Raw genomic sequence first — 21,740 nt, 5'->3', positions numbered from 1 at the left:
TTCAGATTACCCTAATCATCTGTAAGTATCTGAAAGTCTGGATGCAATTTTTTCCAATGTTCTCTTAATTTTTCTTTATGAGCGGAAATCATAGGTAAGTCTAGTAATAGCGCTGGCCATAATGATCGAGCATTATCCATAATATCGTGAAGTTGCTTCTCGATGATACGCCATGGAACGCCGACTTTTTCTGCCCATTGCTTAAAATGCTTCATCTCAGCTAGATACCAATCTTTATTTTTGGCAAGATTTAATGCGAAATGATGCTCATTTTCAATATATACACTAGTCATTAATATATCGTATGCGGGAGATAATCTGGGTGCACTTTTATCATGATAAATCATACTCCAGTTTTTTAAGTGCGCATCTCCATTGGCGAGTAAAATATTGACGAGTAAGCGGCTGGCAAATTGCTGAATATCAATAATTTTGTTATCTGAAAATTGATAAATGATCTTTCCTATCTGCTCATAATTTGTGGTGCTGTATTTCTGATATGGATATGCGCCGAAGATCTGAGCAAAATCTTCGATGTGAATAAGCTCTGTAGTATCAGCAGTACTCTGTCTATCAAATCTTTTGATTGCGAAAGCATATTGCTCTTGGGGTAAATTTAATGGTGGGAGGTCTTGTAAAAGGGCCATATCCACCAAGCGAATCTCAGGGACATCTATTCCGACCGTTTTGGCAAGGGTCATCATAGAATATTCATTTAGCGGAACAAAAGCATGTCTGGAAGAAGGAGTTTTGATAATCCAGTCCCCGAGTAGAGTCGTTTCCGTTGCCTGTGCTAGTGTAAAACGCCCATCTTTGGCTTTCATGGAAAACTTCATTTGGACGCCGGCCAAGGAAAACTTATTATCTGTTCGAATCTCTTGCTTTAAAATTTGATCTGGATTCGAGATCTGCAGTTTGAATTTTATTTCATCTGGAATTTCTTCTGGATCTAATGGAGTCGCAATGAGTGCTCCAGGTAAATCATGACCTAAATCTGCCAATAACTGAAATTCATTGTCTATATGTACTTTGAGGCTTTGTGCAATCAGTTCACGTAATGCCCCTTCTGGTAGCAAGTTTGATAGCAAGGGGTGTAAGCGCTGATGTGTAACATAGGTCTTTTCTAAAATTTTATCCGCTTGAGGATACAAGGGGGAAGTCAGCAGGCTCAAGGTCGGACGTTGCTGATCAAAGCGGAAAGAATCTGTAAAAACCAGAATATTTTTTCCGCTCTGAAATCCTGCCAAGTATCCAACGACAGCGTGATGTAATGTTAATTTCAGGACGGCAACAGTATTCATGGTTCCTCTCCTCCGAGAAGACCCTTCCATGGGTTAGTCATTAAGTCATCCTGATCTTCAATAGTGACTTTAATTTCATCATTCAATAATTGTCTAATCAAATGAACCTTATCATCAGGGATGAGCATCAGTTGAGCATTTAATCCTGCCGCGATAATTTCTAAGGTCTCTAATCGAGGGTTACCCTGACTTTCCAGCTTTTGGTATTGCTGTCTTGAAATGCCTGTACGGGATTGCATATCAACTTGCTTTAAGCCCAATTGGGTTCGTCTTTTTTTGATTTGCTGAAGTAAAGACTTATTCATTGTAGATACATTTATTGCTTTTAGGTCATATAAGAAACATATTAGTTTCTTTTTCTTTGAAAAGCAATTTATGAATTTATCATTTCGATCTGTAAAATAGCCCTACTTGTATGAGAAATGGGTGTTCAAGTTGTTGTTGATTTTGCATTGTTGGACGTAAATACCAAATGATAGAGCTTGTAAATAATTTCATTCATCATCTTCCGAAAATATTGCTTCAATTTCATCCCATTGGGGCAAGTTAAATTTTTTTTATTCACTTCGAATTGTAAACCCACGCCATCAAGCACACGTTCAAATATGTCAAATGAACCTGTAAAACGGCCATTCTCTATCTCTGAAATTGTTGTTTTATTGACTTTAGTCTTTTCTGAAAGACTTTTCTGTGTATAGCCTAATCTTTTTCTTGCCAAACGTATTTTTTTACCTATTTCACCTCTTGTAGCCATTTTTGCTCCCGAAACTTTGTTAGCCATATAGCAAACTTTTAACTAATTATGGTGAATGTTCGCTATATAGCAAACTTTTTATAATGGTTCTTGAATAGCTATTGAATTTATAAGGAGGATTTGCCTCGCATCAGGTTAATAAAATCCAATATATAGCAGCAGTTCGCAATTAATTGACGGAATTAGGCCAGACATATACATCTTGAGAAGAAGAGGGGATTCTTATACCTCGCATTTGAATTATTGGAGAGGACTATCACTTTCAAATTTTTCTGTAATACTTTGCTTATCTTAAAGTTTAGCCCGAAGACCTTCCACCAATTGTAAAACAGAGGCCAATCCCTGAGGGTTCTGAATCTGTTCTATTGGAATACCACTCAACAATTTATTGGGTGATTTTATAAAATGCTGCATCCAGGCTGTATCCCCACCTGTCAGAGCATCTAGTGATGTGGTAATACGGATTAAAGTGAGGGCGATTTCTCCCTGTTTTGAAGTGGGATCTAATTCAAGAGAGGTTAAATTTTTCACTGAATCTATATTCAGTATTAAGGCTAGTTGATCGTGTGCAAGACCAAGTCGTTCAGCAGCAGCTAAAATTGCCTTAGCTAATATCATTTTCTGTTTTGCAGTTTTTTCTGATGTTGTACGCATGACCGATCCCTGTTTCAGACGCTGCTAATTCATAGAGTTTATACTATTTAATTATCGTTGATCAGACATCCAATTTTTACTAAAGATATATTAAATTTGGCTTTAGATAAGGAAGCAACGGTTAAATTATTTAACAGCATGTAGTTATTTTTAGACCTTCAGCTTTAAGTTCAAGAGATCGAGGTCTGCCAATACAGGCTAAATGTAAACAGAATTTAAACGCGGCCAGTGCTTTAGTATCTTTTGTTGAGTAAAGCTGGAGACGAACATAATCTTCTTGAGTCGTAGGATGCTCTGTTGTGCTCGATTTAGCCAGCTTCAGTAATAAAGGCTGTTTCTTTTTATCTAACAATTGTACCAAGTCTTGTCCAAGCAAATGCCAAAATTGATTGGGAAACAGGTCTTTTACCTTGGAATAAAATGATTCCAATTGATCGATTTTATTCCATCGATAATGAATGCCGGTATGCGAAACCGTAACACGACTTAAAAATGTCTCAAGCCCCGCTTTTATTTGATCTGGCTTTTTTTCAAAGATATTTTGAATATTTTCAAAGAAATAGTTCCTTGCTGTGCGCTCTTCAACGGTATCAATCATGGCGGGTTTCAAAGGTTTATCCAGATGATTTGTGTTGTTGAGATCAAATAACCTTGGGTTGTTTTTTTGAGACTTGAGTTGGCCCAGTTGTTTGGCATTTTCATACCAATAGTTAACCAGTTCGACAGGTAAACTCATTTCTTGTGATACCCGATCTGGATCATGATGAATTTCCATTAAATTTAGGCACTTAAAAAACCATGCAAATGAAACTTTAGATTCTTTTGTTCCTGCGAAATATTTAAAAAAATCATGAGGCTGTGAGTTAAATGAAACCTCATCTAGAATGTCTTCTACGTTACTTTTTAACCAGTCAGTTTGATCGTTGAGTAACTGCTGACTTAAATGAACAGCATGCTTTTCGAAATTGAATGGAGCAGAATCTTTTACTGTGTTTAAAAATTTGAAAGAAGGTAGGTAGCCCATCATCTTTTTTGCCAGTTGAGTATCGATGTCTGGGTTATATTTCAGTATTTTATGCCCAGCAATCAGGTAGCTTAGATGAATATAACTTTTAAAAGTTTCTGTAGGGTCAATGTGACCCAGTAAATGGGCAATCATAAACCAATGATTTTGACCATGTGTATGACGGAGTAACTCTGTCCGAATGGACTGATATTGTTCTTCAGTATAATCCGTCAGATTCTTAACTAGGGGAGCGTAATCGCAGTTGAGCAGAACGGATAAGTGATTGGCAGCCGTGTGTCGAAATGAGTGAAAAGAATAATCATGAGTTTTAAAAAGCTCGTTCATAATCATTCTAAAAGGTGTTGTCACCGTATGTTTGTTCAGCTTGCTATTTTCATTCCAATTACGGAATAGGTATAAGTTTTCCTGATTTAGTAGTCGTTGCTCGACTACATGATTATGAAATAGTTGATATTCATCGGTTTTTAATAAGCAATACACAGGGACTTTGCGTTCAGCACTATCTGTTTTAAGTTGATGTAAGTTTCCTTTCTTTTTTGAGCCGTATGGCTGAATCCATACTGATAGACAGCTCAAGCCCTCGATATCCCGCACACGTAAGCCTAGAATTTCATTAATACGCATACCAGTACGGTAAGCTAAGATATAGATGATTTTTAATGTCTTATAAGTGTTTTCTTGACTATTAGCACCTGAAAATAAGGTATCTAACTTGTTCATGAAAGCTTGATAAGTCAAAGGGCCAATAATACGGGCTCTAGGCCTATTTTGTATGGCAATTGACTCTAATTCGAGAGATTCAGCTTCGAAAACTGTTTGTTGAAAGCTATGGAAGCGCTTCAACATCCTGACGGTCTGACCACTGGATTTTTTAAAGTTAAGCTCGCCTGCCTCATCTGCAAGTCGGGTGTTTGTAATGATCTGTTGGTAGATATTAGTGATTATTGTATTAGGATCATCTTCGCTATCTAGATATTGTAAAGAATGGGTTAGCCAAGGCTCGGCAATACGGGAATAATAAGTGTAAATCGAACCGTCTTTTAAACGCTTATTCTGCTGAAACGATTTTTGAAATTGGTTTACGCAAAAATTAAAACGTTCAGCCAGTGGCTGAATCTGTTCTAATTCTGGTTTATAAAGGCTGATGAGCCATAAGGCGACACGTTTACTGTACTCATTAAATTTATTAGTATTTTCAATGCAATATTTAATGATTAATGCATCGATGCTTTGATCAGTTTGTGTGGTACGAATCAATTGTAAAAGGTCTTTGTGAATCTTTATAACATCATCCAATGCTTGCTGAATGTCATCATTGGAGTAGGATTGACCCACAATAGATGGTGATTTTTCTACATTTGAATCAGTAAGAGTGTCCTGCTGATATTTAAATTTTGGATGAAGAAATCTTTCAAATTCTATTTCTGATAAGCCACAGGTTGCAGTATTTTCAATGAGACATTGTGAGAGAGCGGGATCAATGTCAACTTTCGGGAATTGCATCCAGTTGAAGCTGGCGTAGTCGCGTAATAATTTATAAGTTTTGAGATTAAATGGTAACTTAATCTTATTAAAAATAAGCTGTAGATAATCTTCTACATTCTGGTTTACTGTACGAATATTTCTGCTATTAAAATGAATTAACCATAAGCGGGTAATTTGATCAGGAATAAAATTACGCGATTTACGAATGGTTTTTTCATCAATAAATAGATCTCCATAAGAGGGAGAGAGCGGTTCTAAAAATATAATGTTCAGATCTTCGATATTTCTGATTTTTGCCGGATCTTTTAAGTGTTCAAGCAAAGCTTCTAAAGAGGATTTTTGATTTAAGCCTGAGTAAAGCAGGGCAGAAATAACAATATTTCCAATGATTTCATCATCAGAAAATGTCTTGCTATCTTTCGCTAGAATCCAGTAGTCCCAAAGCTTATCAAGAACTTCATCAACCTGATGTCCCTTCTCGATCCAGTCCATTGTAAAAACCGGCTGATCACGCTGCATCTCAAATATCAGATTTGGTAGGGGCAAAGTCTCACGACGATTTAAATTGATTTGCTTGATATATGACCGAAAAAATTCATGCGCATATTTTTTCCAGGCCAAGCTTGGAGCTTTGCGTTTAATAAACTCATAAATTGCTGGATAGAAGGATTCAAGATGCTCTTTTTGTTCCAAATCTTGTTCTTGGAAATATTTAATTAGCTCCTGTTCTACATCTGCTCGAAGCTGTTTTTCCTGATCGAGTCGGTCTTGTTTTCTACGTGCTTCGGCATATAGTGTTCGAGTTTGCTTAGTACGTTTATTGAGTGAGGACATCTAGTTCAATACCGGTAATATTAAAATGATCTTTCATTTGTTCAAGAATATGAGTAATGCTTGAATATTGTGAAATAGATAAGCTGGAATAAGGATGAGCAGCTTCTTGCTGCATCGGTTCATGACCGAATAAAGCTAAAATTTCAATTTCGCTAATTTTATTGCTGAGAAACGCACGGGCAGTATGCCGGTGCCAGTTTTCATGCTCCAAACCTAACTCAGGATTAAATTTTTTTATAATCGATGGCCTTAAGGGGTGCCATTGACCATCCTGAAAGATATTTAACAGTGGGAGTTTGCTTTCTAAAATTTGTTGAATATGTTGTGGAATTTCTGGCTGACTAGGAGCAATTTGAGTTTTAAAATAATGTAAAAAATCTATGAATTTCTGGAGTTCTTGTACAACAAAATGACCCAGTGGAATTAAACGTCCATAGCCTTGACGCCCCCCCACCTCTTTATCAGAAACCATGCATATTTTTCTTTTCAGGTTAAAGCTTTTTAAAAAACCTGGAAATTCAGCGACGGGTCGTGCAGCAGTAAAGAGCAACAAGAAATGCCACATCCACAGATTGTAATGATTGAAAATTGCTATCCAGTCGTCTTCTTTTTGTGAAATTATTCTGAATTTGAGTGTGGCAAAGATATTTTGAATCACATTTGAAGTAGGTGCTTTGCGGCTACCAAAGTTTTTTTCTGCAGCATATTCGATGCTCTGGTAATCATTGGCTAATGACTCACACAGCTCTTTTAAAATTGAGACATATTCAGTCTGTAAAGTCAGGGTATTTTGATGACAATAAGAAGTAGAAGAAGACTTGTTGGCATCAATACCGGTGAGAAGGTCAGCAAGCTGTTTATTTCCAGTGCGTTGCAAAATAGTCCGATGTAAAAGAGAGCTAATTCTTATCAATGATAATTTTGGAATATAAAGTTTAGTTCTCAGCTGTTTCAAATGTTGCTGAAGGTCCTCTTCCGTAACGCTGTGACCATCTCGTAGCGAAGCAATAAATGAATTTGGAATTGGGATATCCAGATAGACTGTTTGGTTGAGCAAACCATCTGGATAAGCAAAATCCTTATTTTCAAAAATTGAAAATTTACTTCTCAGGTAATATTGCCCATTGCTTTGCTTGATCTGTTGGCGAGCATTTAAATTTTTAGCACGTTTATTTTGTAGACGTAACCACTCTTGGATTTTATTTCCGGTCAGAAATGACAGCATCAGGATCAAGGATGCCTTCTTTTTTTTGGTTTCTTTATCCTTGTCTTTAGAGTCTTCTTTAATTTCAACAATGTAATTTTTATATAGTTCAGTAATTAGGGCACTTATACTTGTGGTATTAGGAAAGAGACTGCTGTATGGCAGCAAATGTTCTTTTCGTTGAATATGCTTGGCAACCAGAGGCAGCACGTAGCTCTGGCTGGATTCTGAATATGCAGCAAGGGGGGTAACGATGGTTGGGTCTACAAGTATTTGACGTGTATCTTGGTCATCTAATTGTTTTTCTATATTGAGAGCTTTAGATTTTTGCCCTTTTTTAATTTCTGAACTTTCTACAATCAGCTGATCTTCGTCTAAAAAATCATGTTGCAGTTGCGTCTCGATGCTGGCTTTGGCAATTTTTGCCTTATTTTCCAAAACATAATTAAAGGTGATGCGGATCACTTTTAGCAGGTTTTGCATGAAATCATTAGACGGCTCTTTATCACTATTTTTATCAATGACATCATTCAGATACTGAACGAATTTCGCTAAAGAAAGTTTAGGGTTTTGAAGATGCTTCTCCCAAAGAAGCATATATTCAGGAGTATTTTCATATGTTTTATGAGTGTTCAAAACCCGATTGGCTGTACGGAAGCGTTGGAATAAACGTTTTACAGTATTGAAATGTTCAGTGTGGTCATCTTCAAAAAGTTCAGGTTTAATGTCTGGAAGTGCAATTAAATAGATTGCTGCTTTTAAGACCAGGATATTCCAGATTAACGCATTTTCTTCTGACTCTGCTAATTGTGCAATTGAGTTCACATACCAAGTGACTGGTGTTGCGCTAACAGTATGTTTTCGAGAGGAGACCAAGGCAGCTGGTCTAGCAACAACAGAATTGGTTTCTAGATCAAAATCTAATAGATCGAGATTCAGCCCTTCCAGACATTGATCATTTGGGTGTGAAGTCAGTAAATCAGCAACATATTGAATATGTTCGGTACGTTGGAGTTGTTCATCACCAAAGAGTTTTTCCAGTGTCTGTTTTAATGATACCCGCGGAATATCAGCAGCATTTTGACGGCTTGAGTTAGATTCTGACATTATGCTTTCCATAGCTGATCTGGCGTGAGAACGAAGTCCACATTGTTTAAAAGCTGTTGAACAACTTCACTGGTTTGTTGCAGTTGATCAAGCACACTCTGTCTTTTTAGATTTATAATTTTATTGCGATAATTCAGCTGATTTCGTGTATATGACAGCATTTTTGCAAGCAGATCCAAGCTTATAGTACAGTGGGGCTTGAAAGAGTTTTCCTTGTTTAAAGCCAGGATAACTTCAGATGAAATATAAGTATTGATCAGCGATTGCATTTTTTTAGGGTTCATTCGATCCAGATCATGATGATAAGAGGACAGAAATTTCATGAATTCCAAACTTGCCTCTTTTTTTAATAGCTCAATTTTTTCCTCATCTTGAGGAAAAAAATGGATGAGTAAGTTGATATTCTTAGGTGTGTTCTTAGACCAATATAAGTGCCACTGACAGCCATTCGCGATGGTATAGCCAGATCTATTTGGATCTTTCCAGACGCGGATATCAGGGTAAGAAGTCAATATTGATAGATCGGCTTTTAAGGATTTGAAAGCCTCTTGATAGCAAAGATAAATTCCAGAAAAATCAGGATGTATACTGATTTGGATTTTATTAAAATTTTTACACAACAATTTTTTAGGTGTGCCAAATTTTTCATTGAAATCAAAAGCTGTTTCCATAGTCCGCTATAAGTGTAAAAAATAATCACGTGAATATTCTTATAATTTTTTGAAATATTAAACAAGATTGATTTACCCCATATTTTGTGTCTATTTACAATTCATATACAATATATTGTGGTTTTTTATATTTTTAAGAACTGGGTCACAACTTATAGCAATGCTATTTATTTTAAAACTTAGAGGTTCTTAATATGGAAATTAAACAAATGAAACAGGTAGAAGTCGTTACAGATGTTGTATGTGATGTATGCAACCAATCAACGAAATTGGAGTTTGGAACTTTATCCGCACATTGGGGCTATGGTTCCAGGCATGATGGGGAGAAATATGAGTTGCAGTTATGTGAAAAATGTTTCGTCTATGCCCTGGCGACATTAAAAAAAGTGAACCGTACCGGGTTTGTCGGAGACTTTTTATTTAAGTTAGGCCACCTGACCTAACGGATTAATTTTATCATAGTACATTGCTTCAAAATCAAAAGGTGGCACATAACCTAGTGCACTATGTACACGCTCTTTATTGAACCAATCTACCCAATTTAATGTCGCAAGTTGTACATCCGCTAAACCTTGCCAATCTGCTTTTAAATATTCAATCACCTCTGTTTTGTATAAGCCATTCACTGTTTCAGCCAAAGCATTATCGTATGAATCACCGGTCGTACCGACTGATGCTCGTAAATTTGCTGCTTCTAAACGATTGGTATAGCGAATGGAAAGATATTGAACCCCTCTGTCACTATGGTGAATCACGTTCTTTGGCATGTCTCGAGCATGTAACGCTTGCTCAAGTGCATCGAGCACCATATCTGTATTCATCCGTGTCGATACTTTCCATCCAACAATTGCTCGTGAGAACACATCAATAATAAATGCAGTATAAACCCAGCCTGAATTTGTTTGAATATACGTGAAGTCAGCGACCCATAGCTGGTCAGGATGATCAGCACTAAAATTGCGTTTCACCAAGTCATCTGCTCGTTTTTGATCCTCTCGGCTACGGGTGGTTTGTTTATTCTTACCACGCCAAACACCTTGTATACCTAGCTTTTTCATCAATCGAGCAACTGTACAGCGCGCAATAATATAGCCTTCACGTTTCAACTTTTGCCAGACTTTACGTACACCATATCGACCTGAACTTTCTTTCCAACTTCGTTTGATTTGCTCAGCATGATGCACATCATGTAGATCTCGTTTCGCTCGATGTTCTGGATTTTCACAGAGATCTAAAGTCCGGTAATAGGTTGAAGGTGCGATAGGTAAAATTCTACAAATCGCCTCGACTCCGTACAGCTCTTTATTATGATGGATAAAATCCACCATTATTTGTGTGGGCGGTCGAGCTCCGCCTGGGCGAAAAAAGCAGCTGCTTTACGTAGAATTTCGTTAGCACGTTGCAGTTCTTTATTTTCACGTTCGAGTTGTTTAATCCGTTCTTGATCTGAAAGTTGCTGTACTTTAACTGGATTTTGTTGATCGAGATGTTTTAAATACCAAACACATAGTGTTTCAGGAGTACAACCCTTGCGCAGTATACTGCTCAGGGAGCAATTGCTGTGATTGCAGCCCAATTCGATGGATAATCTTTTTCGGATTCAATCACAAGTTGAACCGCTCTATCTCTGATTTCAGGGGTATATTTTACTTTTTTCATCGGGGCATTCTCTCAGGAAAGTTGGTCTCCGACAAACCCGGTACGGTTCAAGCAGTAAATTAAGCAGATTTTATACTTGAGTTGTATCTTAAATTTGGGTAGCAAGATGGAAATTCAATTTGTAAATATTTGTGTAATAAATTAATTACAATATGAAATATTAACCCTCCCTGACTGTTAAAATGAAAAATTTGGATTAACTGGTATAAGGTATTAAAGTATCTGAATTTTATAATTATTTATTAGTTTGTAATTATATTATTAAAAATAAATGTAGTAATTAATTAAATAGGTTTATCCATTAATTCTGATTAATAATATGCTTTCTAAAGATTAAAGATAAGACTATGATATCGTCCACCTTTAACTATATAATTCACTTACAAAAGCCTATATGGACTTGCCATCACAATCAAAACTTAAAAAGTTACCTCGACTTAAGCCACGTGGCGGGCTAAGTGTAATGCGTGCTGCAATTCGGGCACTATTGTTACGTGAGTTACAAACTCGGTTTGGCCAATACCGGTTAGGGTATGTATGGGTTCTTTTAGAACCTTTATTGACGATTGGGATATTACTCTTTTTGTTCGGTACAATAATGCAAAGAACATTGCCAGGAATAGAGTATGAAATTTTCCTGTTAAATGGCATTTTGCCTTTTTTTATGTTTCGCTCAGGTGTAACTCAAGCACTAAATGCAACTCAAGCGAATAAAGGTTTATTTAGCTATCGCCCGGTTAAGCCTATAGATGCGTTACTAGCAAGAAATTTTTTAGAATTTTTGCTTAAATTTATTGCCTATATATTCTTCTCTTTAGTCTTTTTATGGCTTAGCTATGCGATTAGCTTTGAACATATTCCCGAATTGCTTTTTTATTGGGGACTTTTATTTGTTTTTATGGTGGCATTTAGTTTGATCTTTATGGTCATTGGAGATTTTTCTCAAGAAATAAGTAAATTTCTTTCTGTTGCCTTTTTAATTCTTTATCTTCTTTCCGGTATTATTTATTCAATACATATGGTTCCGGTACAGTATCGGGAGTATTTATTGTGGAATCCTTTAATTCATATTATTGAATTAATGAGACATGCAGTTGCTCCAAATTATGAATTGGTATCGGGGATTAATTTAACCTATTTCATTCTTTGGATTATTGGAACCATGTTTATAGGTTTAGTGCTTTATAAGCGTTTTGAGCGTCGTATGGTGAAGTCCAAATGATTGAATTAAAAGAATTGACCAAATCATTTGTCACACCGAAAGGCCGTCATTATGTATTCAAAGATTTAAATGCCATCTTGCCTGAAAATAAAAGTGTTGCATTACTGGGGAAGAATGGAGCCGGTAAAAGTACCTTATTAAGAATTATTGGTGGAATTGATTTTGCAGATACAGGCCAAGTGATTACCAATAAATCAATTTCTTGGCCAGTTGCATTGTCGGGTGGCTTTCAAGGCAGTTTAACTGCTCGTCAAAACGTACGCTTTGTTGCACGTTTATATGTTGATACTGAAGAGCAAGTAGACTATGTCGTACGTTTCGTTGAAGAGTTTGCTGAAATTGGAAAATATTATGATATGCCAATAAAGAGCTATTCAAGTGGTATGCGTAGTCGAATAGGTTTTGGTCTAAGTATGGCCTTTAACTTTGACTATTATTTATTAGATGAAGCAGGTGCAGTCGGTGATGCATCATTTCGTAAAAAAAGTCAAAATCTCCTGAATGAGTTAAAAAAAAGTTCGAACCTCATTATGGTTTCACATGATTTAAAAGATTTAACACAAAATTGCGATGTTGCTTTCTTGGTTCGTGATGGTAAAGCAGAGTATTTTGAAGATGTGCAAGAAGCAGTAGAGGTATATAAAGCTTATGCAAAGTAAAATAAACAAGCGCTTATTCATTGCATATAGCAGCTTTGTACTTATTCCACTGTTAGTAATTATTCTCTATTTAACATTATTTGCTAAAGACCGATATGAATCATCTTCAGTACTTTTAGTTAAACAAGTCAGTGATTCGACACTTCCTGATACTAATGGTTTAACTGCTTTATTGGGGGTGCCCAATACAAGTACGGAAGATTCACATATTCTAAAAGAATATATTATTTCGCGTGATATGGTTGAAAAACTAGATCATAGTTTGAATCTTCGTAAAGAATTTAATGTCGCTAAAGACCCTATATTTGCTTTAAAGAAAGATGCAACGATTGAAGAACTGGTCGAATATTTTAACAAGGTGGTTAAAATCGATTTGGACGAAAAAACCATGATGTTGCAGGTTTCTTCTCAGGGTTTTAGCCCAGAATTTTCTTTAAAACTGAATCAGGCACTTTTAAAACAAAGTGATGCGTTTATTAACGATATCTCTCAAAATATTGCCATGGAACAACAGAAGTTTGCAGAAAAACAGCTAGTAGATTCAACTATTCAGTTAAAGCAGGCAAGGGATACATTGCTCGACTATCAAAATAAAAACGAAATTTTTGATCCTGAATTACAAGCCAAAGCGGTAGCCACCTTGATTTCAGGTTTACAGTCCAATTTAGCCCAATTAAAAACTGAAGAAAGAACTTTACTGACTTATTTGACCCAGGAAGCACCTCAAGTGATTGCTTTGCAGAGTCAGATTAAATCTGTTGAAAAGCAAATTGAAGCTGAAAGTGCCAAATTGACCTCACCAAGCAATGCGAAATTAAACAAAAACGTTGCCGATTTTGAAGAGCTTAAAGCCCAAGTGAGTTTTGCAACAGATCTTTATAAATTGTCTTTAACCTCACTTGAGAAGGCACGACTGGAAGCCTCTCGCAAGTTAAAAAAATTGGTGGTCATTTCAACACCCCGTTTAGCACAAGATGCCTTATATCCGCGCAAAATTTATCTCAGCATTACTTCATTTATTTTACTCAATATTTTGTTTGGTATTGGCATGTTAATTCATTCTATTGTTCGTGAGCACAGGGAATAAGTTGTGAAAAAATATTTATTACTTTCAATTATACCTATGATGAGTGCTTCGGTAAGCCATGCATTTGATAGCAATAACATGTTGCCGCAGGAATTGGCAGGAAATATAGCTACATCTAATCAAAATGTGCCGCAAAGTGCTGATCAATCGATATTGCCGAGTCAATCGATTGTGGATTTGTCACCCAGCAGTTCAATGAAATATCAGACCAACAATAAAATGTTTGGTTCACAACTGTTTAAAGGTGCATTTGCTACCTCTGCAGGTTCTACCTTTAACAGCAGTTATAAAATTAACCCGGGTGACAATATTAACTTGCGCTTTTGGGGCGCATACCAATTTGCTGGTAGTCAAACAGTTGATCCACAGGGAAATATTTTTATTCCCAATATTGGGCCGGTAAAAGTTTCCGGGGTCAGCAATGGGCAGCTCCAGTCTTTAATTGAGTCGCAGGTACGCCGAGTATATGTGGCGAATGTGGGAGTCTATGCATCATTAGAACAAGCGCAACCGGTTAAAGTTCTGGTGACTGGATTTGTCAATCAGCCGGGTAATTATGGCGGTTTAGCCAATGATACGGCACTTGCTTATTTGGACCGGGCGGGCGGGGTAGATCCTGAGCGTGGCAGTTACGTCAATATTCAGATTATGCGGAATGGAAAACTTCTACAGAACCTAGACCTATATGAATTTCTGGTTCAGGGTAAAATTCGACCTTTTTCATTTCGTGATGGCGATGTCATTGTAGTGGGAGCAAGAACGCATACCTTTAACATTTCTGGTGAAGTGTACAATGCTTATGACTTTGAGTTTGACCGACCTGAAGTTACCGTTGCACAAGCTTTATCGGTAGCAAAGCTTAAGCCGGGGGCAACCAATGTCAGCATTATGCGTCGCCAAGGCACGGAATATAGAAGTGAATATTACTCTTTAGCACAAGCACAAAATGTCTATATCCAAGATGGTGACGTTTTAACTGTCACCGCAGACCGTTATGCAGGCACGATACAGGTGAGAGTGGAAGGGGCACATAATGGGGCACACGCCATAGTGTTACCTTATGGGGCAAAGTTGTCAGACGTATTAACTCAACTGAATCCGAATAGTCTGGCTGAAGTCGAAGCATTACAGTTATTCCGCCCATCGGTCGCTAAACGACAAAAAGAAATGCTGGATATTTCTTTAAATAAATTGGAAGAAGCGACCTTTAATGCCCGTTCTAGTACTCAAGAAGAAGCAAATTTACGCGTTAAAGATGCTGAACTGGTTAAACAGTTTCTTGCTAAGGCCAGACAGGTAAAACCCACAGGGCAAGTGGTCCTCAATCCGGATACTTTTGCAGATTTAATTCTGGAACAAGGGGATATTTTACGTATTCCTGAGCGAACTTCGGTGGTGATGGTTCATGGGGAAGTCGCTTTTCCAAACGGGGTAGAATTCCAGAAAAACCAGACGGCGAAAGACTATATAGAAAAAGTGGGTGGATTTAGCCAAAAATCTAACAAGTCTAAAGTTATTGTCATGAGCCAAAATGGTAAAGCTGAACTGGTACGCAAAGGACAAAAAATTCAGCAAGGGGATGAAATTTTAGTTTTACCGAAAGCGCAGACCAAGAGTATTGAATTAACGCGTGGTATTACCCAAATTTTATATCAACTGGCTGTAGCAGCTAAAGTAGCTTTAAATTTGTAATTAAGAAATTTAAGACTTTAAAAAATCAATTTTATGAACTTATCTACATTATTAAAATGTAGGTAAGGGCCTAACTAAAACTTGAAATTCTTTAAGAATAAATGAGATAAATTATGTTAAAAGTTTTATTAGTTTTTGGTACACGTCCAGAAGCGATTAAAATGGCTCCTTTAGTACATGCATTACAAGCAGATCATTTAATCGATGCTCGTGTTTGTGTGACTGCCCAGCACCGTCAAATGTTAGACTCAGTCATGACTCTGTTTAATATCGAGGCAGATTATGATTTAAATATCATGAAGCCTAACCAAACATTAATTGAGCTAACGACACGTATGCAGTTAGGCTTGACAGAAGTATATCAAGAGTTTAAACCCAATTTGGTGTTAGTACATGGGGATACAAGTACAACACTGAGTGCTGCATTGGCAGCATTTTATCAAAAAATTGATATTGGGCATGTAGAGGCTGGCCTTCGAACTTATAATTTATATTCACCTTGGCCAGAAGAAGCTAACCGTCAGTTAACAGGTACACTAGCGAAGTTTCATTTTGCTCCAACTGCAACGGCTGCTCAATATTTACAACAAGAAAATAAACAGTCAGAAAAAATTCATATTACCGGCAACACTGTTATTGACGCATTATTCTTTATTAAAAATAAGCTAGATGAAAGTACACATCTAAATTTAGAAATGCAAGAAAAATTTAGTATGTTAGATTTAAAGAAAAAATGGATATTAATTACTGGACATCGTCGTGAAAACTTTGGTGAAGGTTTTGAAAATATCTGTAAGGCGTTAAAAAAGCTTGCTTTAAAATACTCTGATATTGAGTTTATTTACCCTGTACATATGAATCCAAATGTGATGAAACCTGTATATGACTATTTGGATGGTATTGAAAATATCAAACTTATTGAACCACAGGAATATTTACCTTTCATATGGTTAATGCAGCATAGTCATCTCATTTTAACTGACTCAGGTGGTATACAGGAAGAAGCACCTTCTCTAGGAATTCCCGTATTGGTAATGCGTGATACAACAGAGCGTCCTGAAGCGGTTGAAGCGGGTACAGTAAAGCTAATAGGCGCTTTAGAAGAGTCTATTGTTCATCATGTTTCTGAACTGTTAGATAATGAATCATTACATGATCAAATGAGCCAAGCCCATAATCCATATGGTGATGGTCAATCATGCCAACGGATTGTGAATATTATTAAACAGTCTTATGGCTTAAATGTAACTTTGGAACAATCAAAAGTTAAAGAATCTTTAGTCGATTAATAAAAGTATTTTGTTTCAAATATCAGAGTGAAAAGTAAGTTCTTATGTCAATTAATAAAATATCTGTTAGTGGTTTAGGCTATATCGGTTTACCAACAGCAACTATGTTTGCTCATTATGGTGCACATGTCATTGGATTAGATGTTAATCAACACGCGATTGAAACGATTAACCAAGGTAAAATTCATATTGTAGAACCCGGTTTAGAAGAAATTGTAAAAAAAGTTGTTGAATCGGGTCATTTAAAAGCTTCTTTAATTGCGGAACCTGCTGATGCATTTTTAATTGCAGTACCGACACCGTTTAAAGGTGAAGATTACACACCAGATCTTTCCTATATTGAAGCAGCAGTGAAAACTATTGCACCAGTATTGGAAAAAGGCAATGTGGTGATTTTGGAATCCACTTCACCCGTAGGTGCGACAGAGCAAATGGTAGAGTGGTTATCTACATTACGTACAGATTTAACATTCCCACGCACTGAACATGATACCGATTGCGATGTGTATGTTGCATATTGTCCTGAACGTGTACTTCCAGGCCAAGTCATTCGTGAACTGGTTGAAAATGACCGTACCATTGGGGGAATTACACCTGAGTCTGCTAAAAAAGCTGCAGAAGTGTATGCGATTTTTGTGAAAGGCGAGTTGGTAATTACCAATGCACGCACGGCAGAAATGACTAAACTCACTGAAAATGCTTTTCGTGATGTAAATATTGCATTTGCAAATGAACTTTCTTTAATTGGCGATCGCTTAGACATTAATGTTTGGGAACTGATTGAACTCGCAAATCGCCACCCACGTGTCAATATTTTGAGTCCAGGTGCAGGGGTAGGCGGGCACTGTATTGCAGTTGATCCTTGGTTTATTGTAAATAAAACACCGGATTTAGCTCAAATGGTAGGTACAGCACGTCGAGTGAATGACAATAAACCAAAATGGGTTGTAGAAAAAATTGAACAAGAAATTGAAAAGCTAGGTGATCTAGGTCGTAAGCCGAAAGTAGCTTTATTTGGTTTAGCATTTAAACCAAATATTGATGATTTACGCGAAAGCCCAGCGGTTGAAATTGCTCAAAATATGGGTAAAAACTCTAATATTGATCTACTTTTAGTTGAGCCTAATATTCAAGTTCTTCCCAACAAAATTACTCAAGGAACTTTATGTTCTTTAGAACACGCATCAAAGGAAGCGGATGTTATCGCGGTATTGGTTAAACATAAAGAGTTCATTCAATTAAAAAATAATTTTATGAGTTTTGTGGGGTAATATTATGAAAAAGCCAATTTCACCGAGAAGACAGAAAAAAGTTGCTGACTCTAATGACTTAAATTTAAATTCATTAGATTGTATACCTGAAAGTGCAGTGTCTGCTATAAGTGAAGCTAATTTAAATAAAGAGCAATATATTCAAGATTTGAAAAATAATGTTGATAGCATTGTACAGGTGAGTCAGGGATTAAAAACTGAAATTACTTATTTATATCAAGAAATTATTGATTTAAAAAAAATAGTTATGGATTTAAATCCCTTAATTAATCAAAATGATATAAATACATCAACGCTAATGAAGCAAGTCTCAGATGATGTTATTCAAAGCCGGACTGCAATTGTAGATACATTCAAGCAAGAAATAAGTCAATTGCTCCAGAATTTGAATAAATTGGGTGATAAAAAAGACTCGAATACATCACTGATGATTAAACAAATTTCAGATGAGATGAGCCAAAATTGGGCTACAAGTTCAGACTTATTTAAACAAGAAATAAGTAAATTGGTCATTAATTTAAATCAGATTATTGATCAAAAGGATTCAAATACATTAGCCTTGATTAAACAGGTCTCTAATGAAATAAGCGAAAATAGAGCTAAAATTTCAGAATTATTGAAGAAAGAGATTGGCAAATTAGTCATAGATTTACATCATTTAGTCGATAAAAAAGACTTAAATACATCTGCATTGATCAAACAAGTTACAGATGAACTTACTCAACATAAAATACAGATTTCGAATTTATTTAGGCAAGAAATAAATAAATTTACTACTAGTTTTACAGATGATAAGCAAGAGCGTGATTTAGAGAGAACAATTTCTTTCCAGATCGGTAAGACACTTATAGAAAGTAAGAAAAGTATTGAAACTCTAGTTAATCTACCAAATAAAATTTTGCAGTTAAAAAATGAGGCAAAATCTAGGACTCAGAAACTTAAAAACATAAATATAACAGAGACCAAAAATGTAGAAATGAAAACTGCTCTACCTTTACCTTCTAATACAGTGAAAAGTGTAAAGGAAGATCGAAGTGCTTTAGAAAATAAGAATACTGTAAAAGAAATAAACATTTCTGAAATTTACCCACAAATTTCTTATGACTTCATTAAAAAACATTGGCCGAGTACAAGTAGTAAAGCTCGTTTTATATCCATTTTTGATGAAATTTCTGAAAATTCATGGTGCAATGAATTTAAATTATATCCTTTGAATAAAAATAATTATCCTAGCCAAATTCAGAATTCTACATCTAATGCACTATTTGTTGAAAGTTGCTGGAAAGGTAATGGTAGTACATGGGAATATGCATTTACTTCACCTGGGTTAAAGCATGCAAATGCGCAAAAGCTTTTAGATGCTTTGAGTATTGCCAAGCAAAGAAGTTTACCTATTATCTTCTGGAATAAAGAAGATCCAATGCATTATGATAAGTTTTTGCCGATTGCTGAAAAATGTGACATTATTTTCACCACAGATTCTAATCGTGTACCGGATTATAAACGTGATTTGCCTGGGAAAAAAGTTTACCCATTAGTTTTTGCTGCGAATCCTTTTATTTGTAATCCTATTAATAGAAATCGTTATGAACAAGAAACGATTTGTTTTGCAGGATCTTATTATTCTGTAGGACATGATGATCGTAAAATTCAGATGGATCAGTTGCTCCCTGCTTTATTGGAATTTAATGGGGCAATTTATGATCGCATGTCAAAATTAGACAATGAACGTTATTTCTTTCCTGAACAATATAGACATTTAATTAGAGATGCTGTCGATTTTAAAACAATGTCAGTATTGTATAAACGATTTAAGATTTTCTTAAACGTCAATACAATTACAGACTCACCAACCATGATGTCGCGTCGTGTTTATGAGTTGTTAGCATGTGGAACACCTGTTATCTCGACACCTTCTTTGGCTTTAGAAACACAATTCCCAGGGATTGTACAAATTGCAAAAAATGCTGAAGAAGCAGTAAAAATTGCTAAAGATTTGCTACAAGATGAATGGAAGTATAAGCATTTGGCACATCGCGGTTATCGAGAAGTAATGCAAAAGCATACGTATAATAGTCGTGTAAAAGAAATTTTGTCATCAATTGATATTAATTATGATGATTCTCCTGCAAAAGTTTCTATTTTAATGGCAACAATGCGTGAAAATTATATTGACCGCATTTTAGAAAATTTAGGTCGACAAAATTATTCAAACTTAGAATTATTCCTGATTACACAAGGTTTCTCAAAAGCAGGTGTTCAAAAGCTCAGTGAGGGTATTGAAAAAATTTCTAATATTAAGCATTTTAAAATTTTAGAAATAAATGAAACACTCAGCTTGGGCGAGCGCTTAAATAAAGCAGCATCTTTTGCAACTGGTGAATACTTAGCAAAAATGGATGATGATGATTTCTATTTTGACAATTACCTGACAGATATGGTTTTACCATTTAAGTATGGTAATTTTGGGTTAGTTGGTAAAAAGGAAATCTTTGTTTATTTGGAAGGCTCAAATAAAACCGTTATTCGCTACGCTAATCAATCTCACCGGATCACTGATTTTGTTGCGGGTCCTACACTGGTTATTAAGAGGAAAATTTTTGACCAAGTGGGTGGATTTAATGCACTTAATCGTGGTGAGGATTCCACTTTAATTGAAAAAATTAAAGAGTTGAAGTTACCTGTATATTCTTCTGATGCGTTTAACTTTATCCAATGGCGTAGTAAAGATAGTCAAAATCATACTTGGCAAGTAGGTGATGAATTGTTCTTGAAAGATGCAGAAGTATTTGAAGGTTTTGATACAAGCAAAGTTGTAGTTTAATATTACTTTACTTAAACCAAAATTTCCTAATTATATTCATGAATTAAATGTATTGTATAAAAAGGATAAATTATAATATTTATCCTTTTGGAGTTAAATGTAAATGCCTAATATTCTACCAACTTTTTCATTTAAAAATAAAGTTAGAGAAGCTCTCTATATAAGACGTGATAATTTGAAAAGTAAATTCTCTGATCAAATTTTTGGCTTAGATATAAAATCTGTAGCCTATCCTTTTGTAGAGAAACTTGGAGTAAAAACTCCTTATATATTTTTTAAAAATATGCCTTTAGAAAAAATAAAAAATGAAAATATTAATGATTCATTTGTGCTTAAGCCAGAACAGGCGCATAGTTCATTAGGTGTGTATTTATGCCATTATGATAGAAATAGTGATACATATGAAGAGTTATTAACTACTAAGAAAATGACTAAAAAGGAAATCTTCGAAGAAGCCGAAAAAATTATGTTGGAAAAGAAAATTTCTAATAAATGGATAATTGAACAATTAGTATATCCTGAGGATGGTCAGCTTTATGCGATTGATGATTGGAAGTTTTACTGTTTTTATGGAAAGGTAGGTTTAATTTTGCAAAAACATAAGAGCTTGGATGGAGAAATAAGCTATAAATTATATGATTGCGATATTGTCGAAGCTACAAAAACAGGGAAGTATATTGGTAAAATAGATAATACTCTTCCTATTTCTAAAAATATGCAAGAAATGATAGAAGTAGCCAAATTATTATCATCAAAAATTCCCCTTCCCTTTATCAGAGTGGATTTATTTAGCTCATCTGAGGGTGTGGTATTTGGTGAATTTACACCATTTCCAGGTGGTTTTTCTATGTTTTGGAAAACGTGGGATGCTGTATTAGGAAAAATGTGGGTAGATGCAGAAGCAAGATTAGACAGAGATATTAAAACTGGAAAATTTCAGGAATTATATTCACAAATATAAATATTTGAGACCAGTATTGGGTGGTGTTTCAAAAAGTAT

At 35.6% G+C, this 21,740-nt stretch carries 15 protein-coding genes, 2 pseudogenes and 1 other annotated feature; of the genes and pseudogenes, 9 read left to right on the top strand and 8 right to left on the bottom strand.

Translation table 11 applies throughout. The features are described 5' to 3' along the window. Positions 1-11 precede the first annotated feature (11 nt). From A6M14_RS05175 to A6M14_RS05145, 7 genes and pseudogenes are all read right to left on the bottom strand, one after another. Positions 12-1,301 carry a type II toxin-antitoxin system HipA family toxin gene (locus tag A6M14_RS05175; protein WP_152873945.1) on the bottom strand — a complete coding sequence of 430 codons (1,290 nt, stop codon included), beginning with the start codon at positions 1,299-1,301 and terminating at the stop codon, positions 12-14. After that, on the bottom strand, positions 1,298-1,606 hold the full coding sequence (locus tag A6M14_RS05170) for a helix-turn-helix transcriptional regulator (RefSeq protein WP_004282130.1): 309 nt from the start codon (positions 1,604-1,606) through the stop codon (positions 1,298-1,300). Before A6M14_RS05170 ends, A6M14_RS05175 begins: the two co-directional genes overlap by 4 nt. Positions 1,607-1,795: 189 nt before the next feature. After that, positions 1,796-2,055 (bottom strand): annotated as a pseudogene (locus tag A6M14_RS05165) (helix-turn-helix transcriptional regulator). A 291-nt stretch (positions 2,056-2,346) separates the two neighbouring features. After that, positions 2,347-2,709, bottom strand: coding sequence for an MbcA/ParS/Xre antitoxin family protein (locus tag A6M14_RS05160; RefSeq protein ID WP_152873944.1), 363 nt, complete (start codon positions 2,707-2,709; stop codon positions 2,347-2,349). Positions 2,710-2,839: 130 nt separating this feature from the next. Beyond that, entirely contained in the window at positions 2,840-6,055 is a 3,216-nt protein-coding gene (locus A6M14_RS05155) for a tyrosine-type recombinase/integrase (RefSeq protein ID WP_152873943.1), read from the bottom strand. Further along, positions 6,039-8,366: a hypothetical protein gene (locus A6M14_RS05150; protein WP_152873942.1), complete on the bottom strand. Its 2,328-nt coding sequence runs from the start codon at positions 8,364-8,366 to the stop codon at positions 6,039-6,041. Before A6M14_RS05150 ends, A6M14_RS05155 begins: the two co-directional genes overlap by 17 nt. Beyond that, on the bottom strand, positions 8,366-9,037 hold the full coding sequence (locus tag A6M14_RS05145; RefSeq protein WP_152873941.1) for a hypothetical protein: 672 nt from the start codon (positions 9,035-9,037) through the stop codon (positions 8,366-8,368). Before A6M14_RS05145 ends, A6M14_RS05150 begins: the two co-directional genes overlap by 1 nt. A gap of 194 nt (positions 9,038-9,231) precedes the next feature. Here A6M14_RS05145 and A6M14_RS05140 point away from each other — a divergent pair, with 194 nt between their 5' ends. Then, complete coding sequence (locus A6M14_RS05140) at positions 9,232-9,480, top strand: hypothetical protein (RefSeq protein WP_152873940.1); 249 nt, start codon at positions 9,232-9,234, stop codon at positions 9,478-9,480. On the opposite strand, the pseudogene A6M14_RS05135 reads toward A6M14_RS05140, so the two are convergent. Beyond that, positions 9,463-10,696, bottom strand: a pseudogene (locus A6M14_RS05135) (IS3 family transposase). The gene A6M14_RS05140 and the pseudogene A6M14_RS05135 overlap by 18 nt on opposite strands. Beyond that, positions 10,291-10,407, bottom strand: a sequence feature (AL1L pseudoknot). (Overlaps the previous pseudogene by 117 nt.) A gap of 463 nt (positions 10,697-11,159) precedes the next feature. Between A6M14_RS05135 and A6M14_RS05125 the strand changes: the two are divergent. The 8 genes from A6M14_RS05125 (at position 11,160) to A6M14_RS05090 (ending at position 21,701) form a co-directional block, all read left to right on the top strand. Next, complete coding sequence (locus tag A6M14_RS05125) at positions 11,160-11,918, top strand: ABC transporter permease (protein ID WP_152873939.1); 759 nt, start codon at positions 11,160-11,162, stop codon at positions 11,916-11,918. Next, positions 11,915-12,577, top strand: coding sequence for an ABC transporter ATP-binding protein (locus A6M14_RS05120; protein WP_152873938.1), 663 nt, complete (start codon positions 11,915-11,917; stop codon positions 12,575-12,577). Before A6M14_RS05125 ends, A6M14_RS05120 begins: the two co-directional genes overlap by 4 nt. Next, entirely contained in the window at positions 12,567-13,664 is a 1,098-nt protein-coding gene (locus A6M14_RS05115) for a KpsE/RkpR family capsule polysaccharide export protein (RefSeq protein WP_152873937.1), read from the top strand. Before A6M14_RS05120 ends, A6M14_RS05115 begins: the two co-directional genes overlap by 11 nt. Positions 13,665-13,667: 3 nt before the next feature. Beyond that, positions 13,668-15,356, top strand: coding sequence for a polysaccharide biosynthesis/export family protein (locus tag A6M14_RS05110; protein ID WP_188110858.1), 1,689 nt, complete (start codon positions 13,668-13,670; stop codon positions 15,354-15,356). 113 nt (positions 15,357-15,469) lie between these two features. After that, positions 15,470-16,645: a non-hydrolyzing UDP-N-acetylglucosamine 2-epimerase gene (gene wecB, locus A6M14_RS05105; RefSeq protein WP_152873936.1), complete on the top strand. Its 1,176-nt coding sequence runs from the start codon at positions 15,470-15,472 to the stop codon at positions 16,643-16,645. 44 nt (positions 16,646-16,689) lie between these two features. Next, entirely contained in the window at positions 16,690-17,916 is a 1,227-nt protein-coding gene (wecC, locus tag A6M14_RS05100; protein ID WP_152873935.1) for a UDP-N-acetyl-D-mannosamine dehydrogenase, read from the top strand. 4 nt (positions 17,917-17,920) lie between these two features. After that, positions 17,921-20,740, top strand: coding sequence for a glycosyltransferase family protein (locus A6M14_RS05095; RefSeq protein ID WP_152873934.1), 2,820 nt, complete (start codon positions 17,921-17,923; stop codon positions 20,738-20,740). Positions 20,741-20,843: 103 nt separating this feature from the next. After that, positions 20,844-21,701: an ATP-grasp fold amidoligase family protein gene (locus tag A6M14_RS05090; RefSeq protein ID WP_152873933.1), complete on the top strand. Its 858-nt coding sequence runs from the start codon at positions 20,844-20,846 to the stop codon at positions 21,699-21,701. Positions 21,702-21,740 lie beyond the last annotated feature (39 nt).

This window comes from Acinetobacter portensis (assembly GCF_009372215.1).
GTDB classification, from domain to species: domain Bacteria; phylum Pseudomonadota; class Gammaproteobacteria; order Pseudomonadales; family Moraxellaceae; genus Acinetobacter; species Acinetobacter portensis.
Note: the sequence above shows the minus strand (reverse complement) of the source record. Positions and strands in the feature narration are given on the sequence as shown.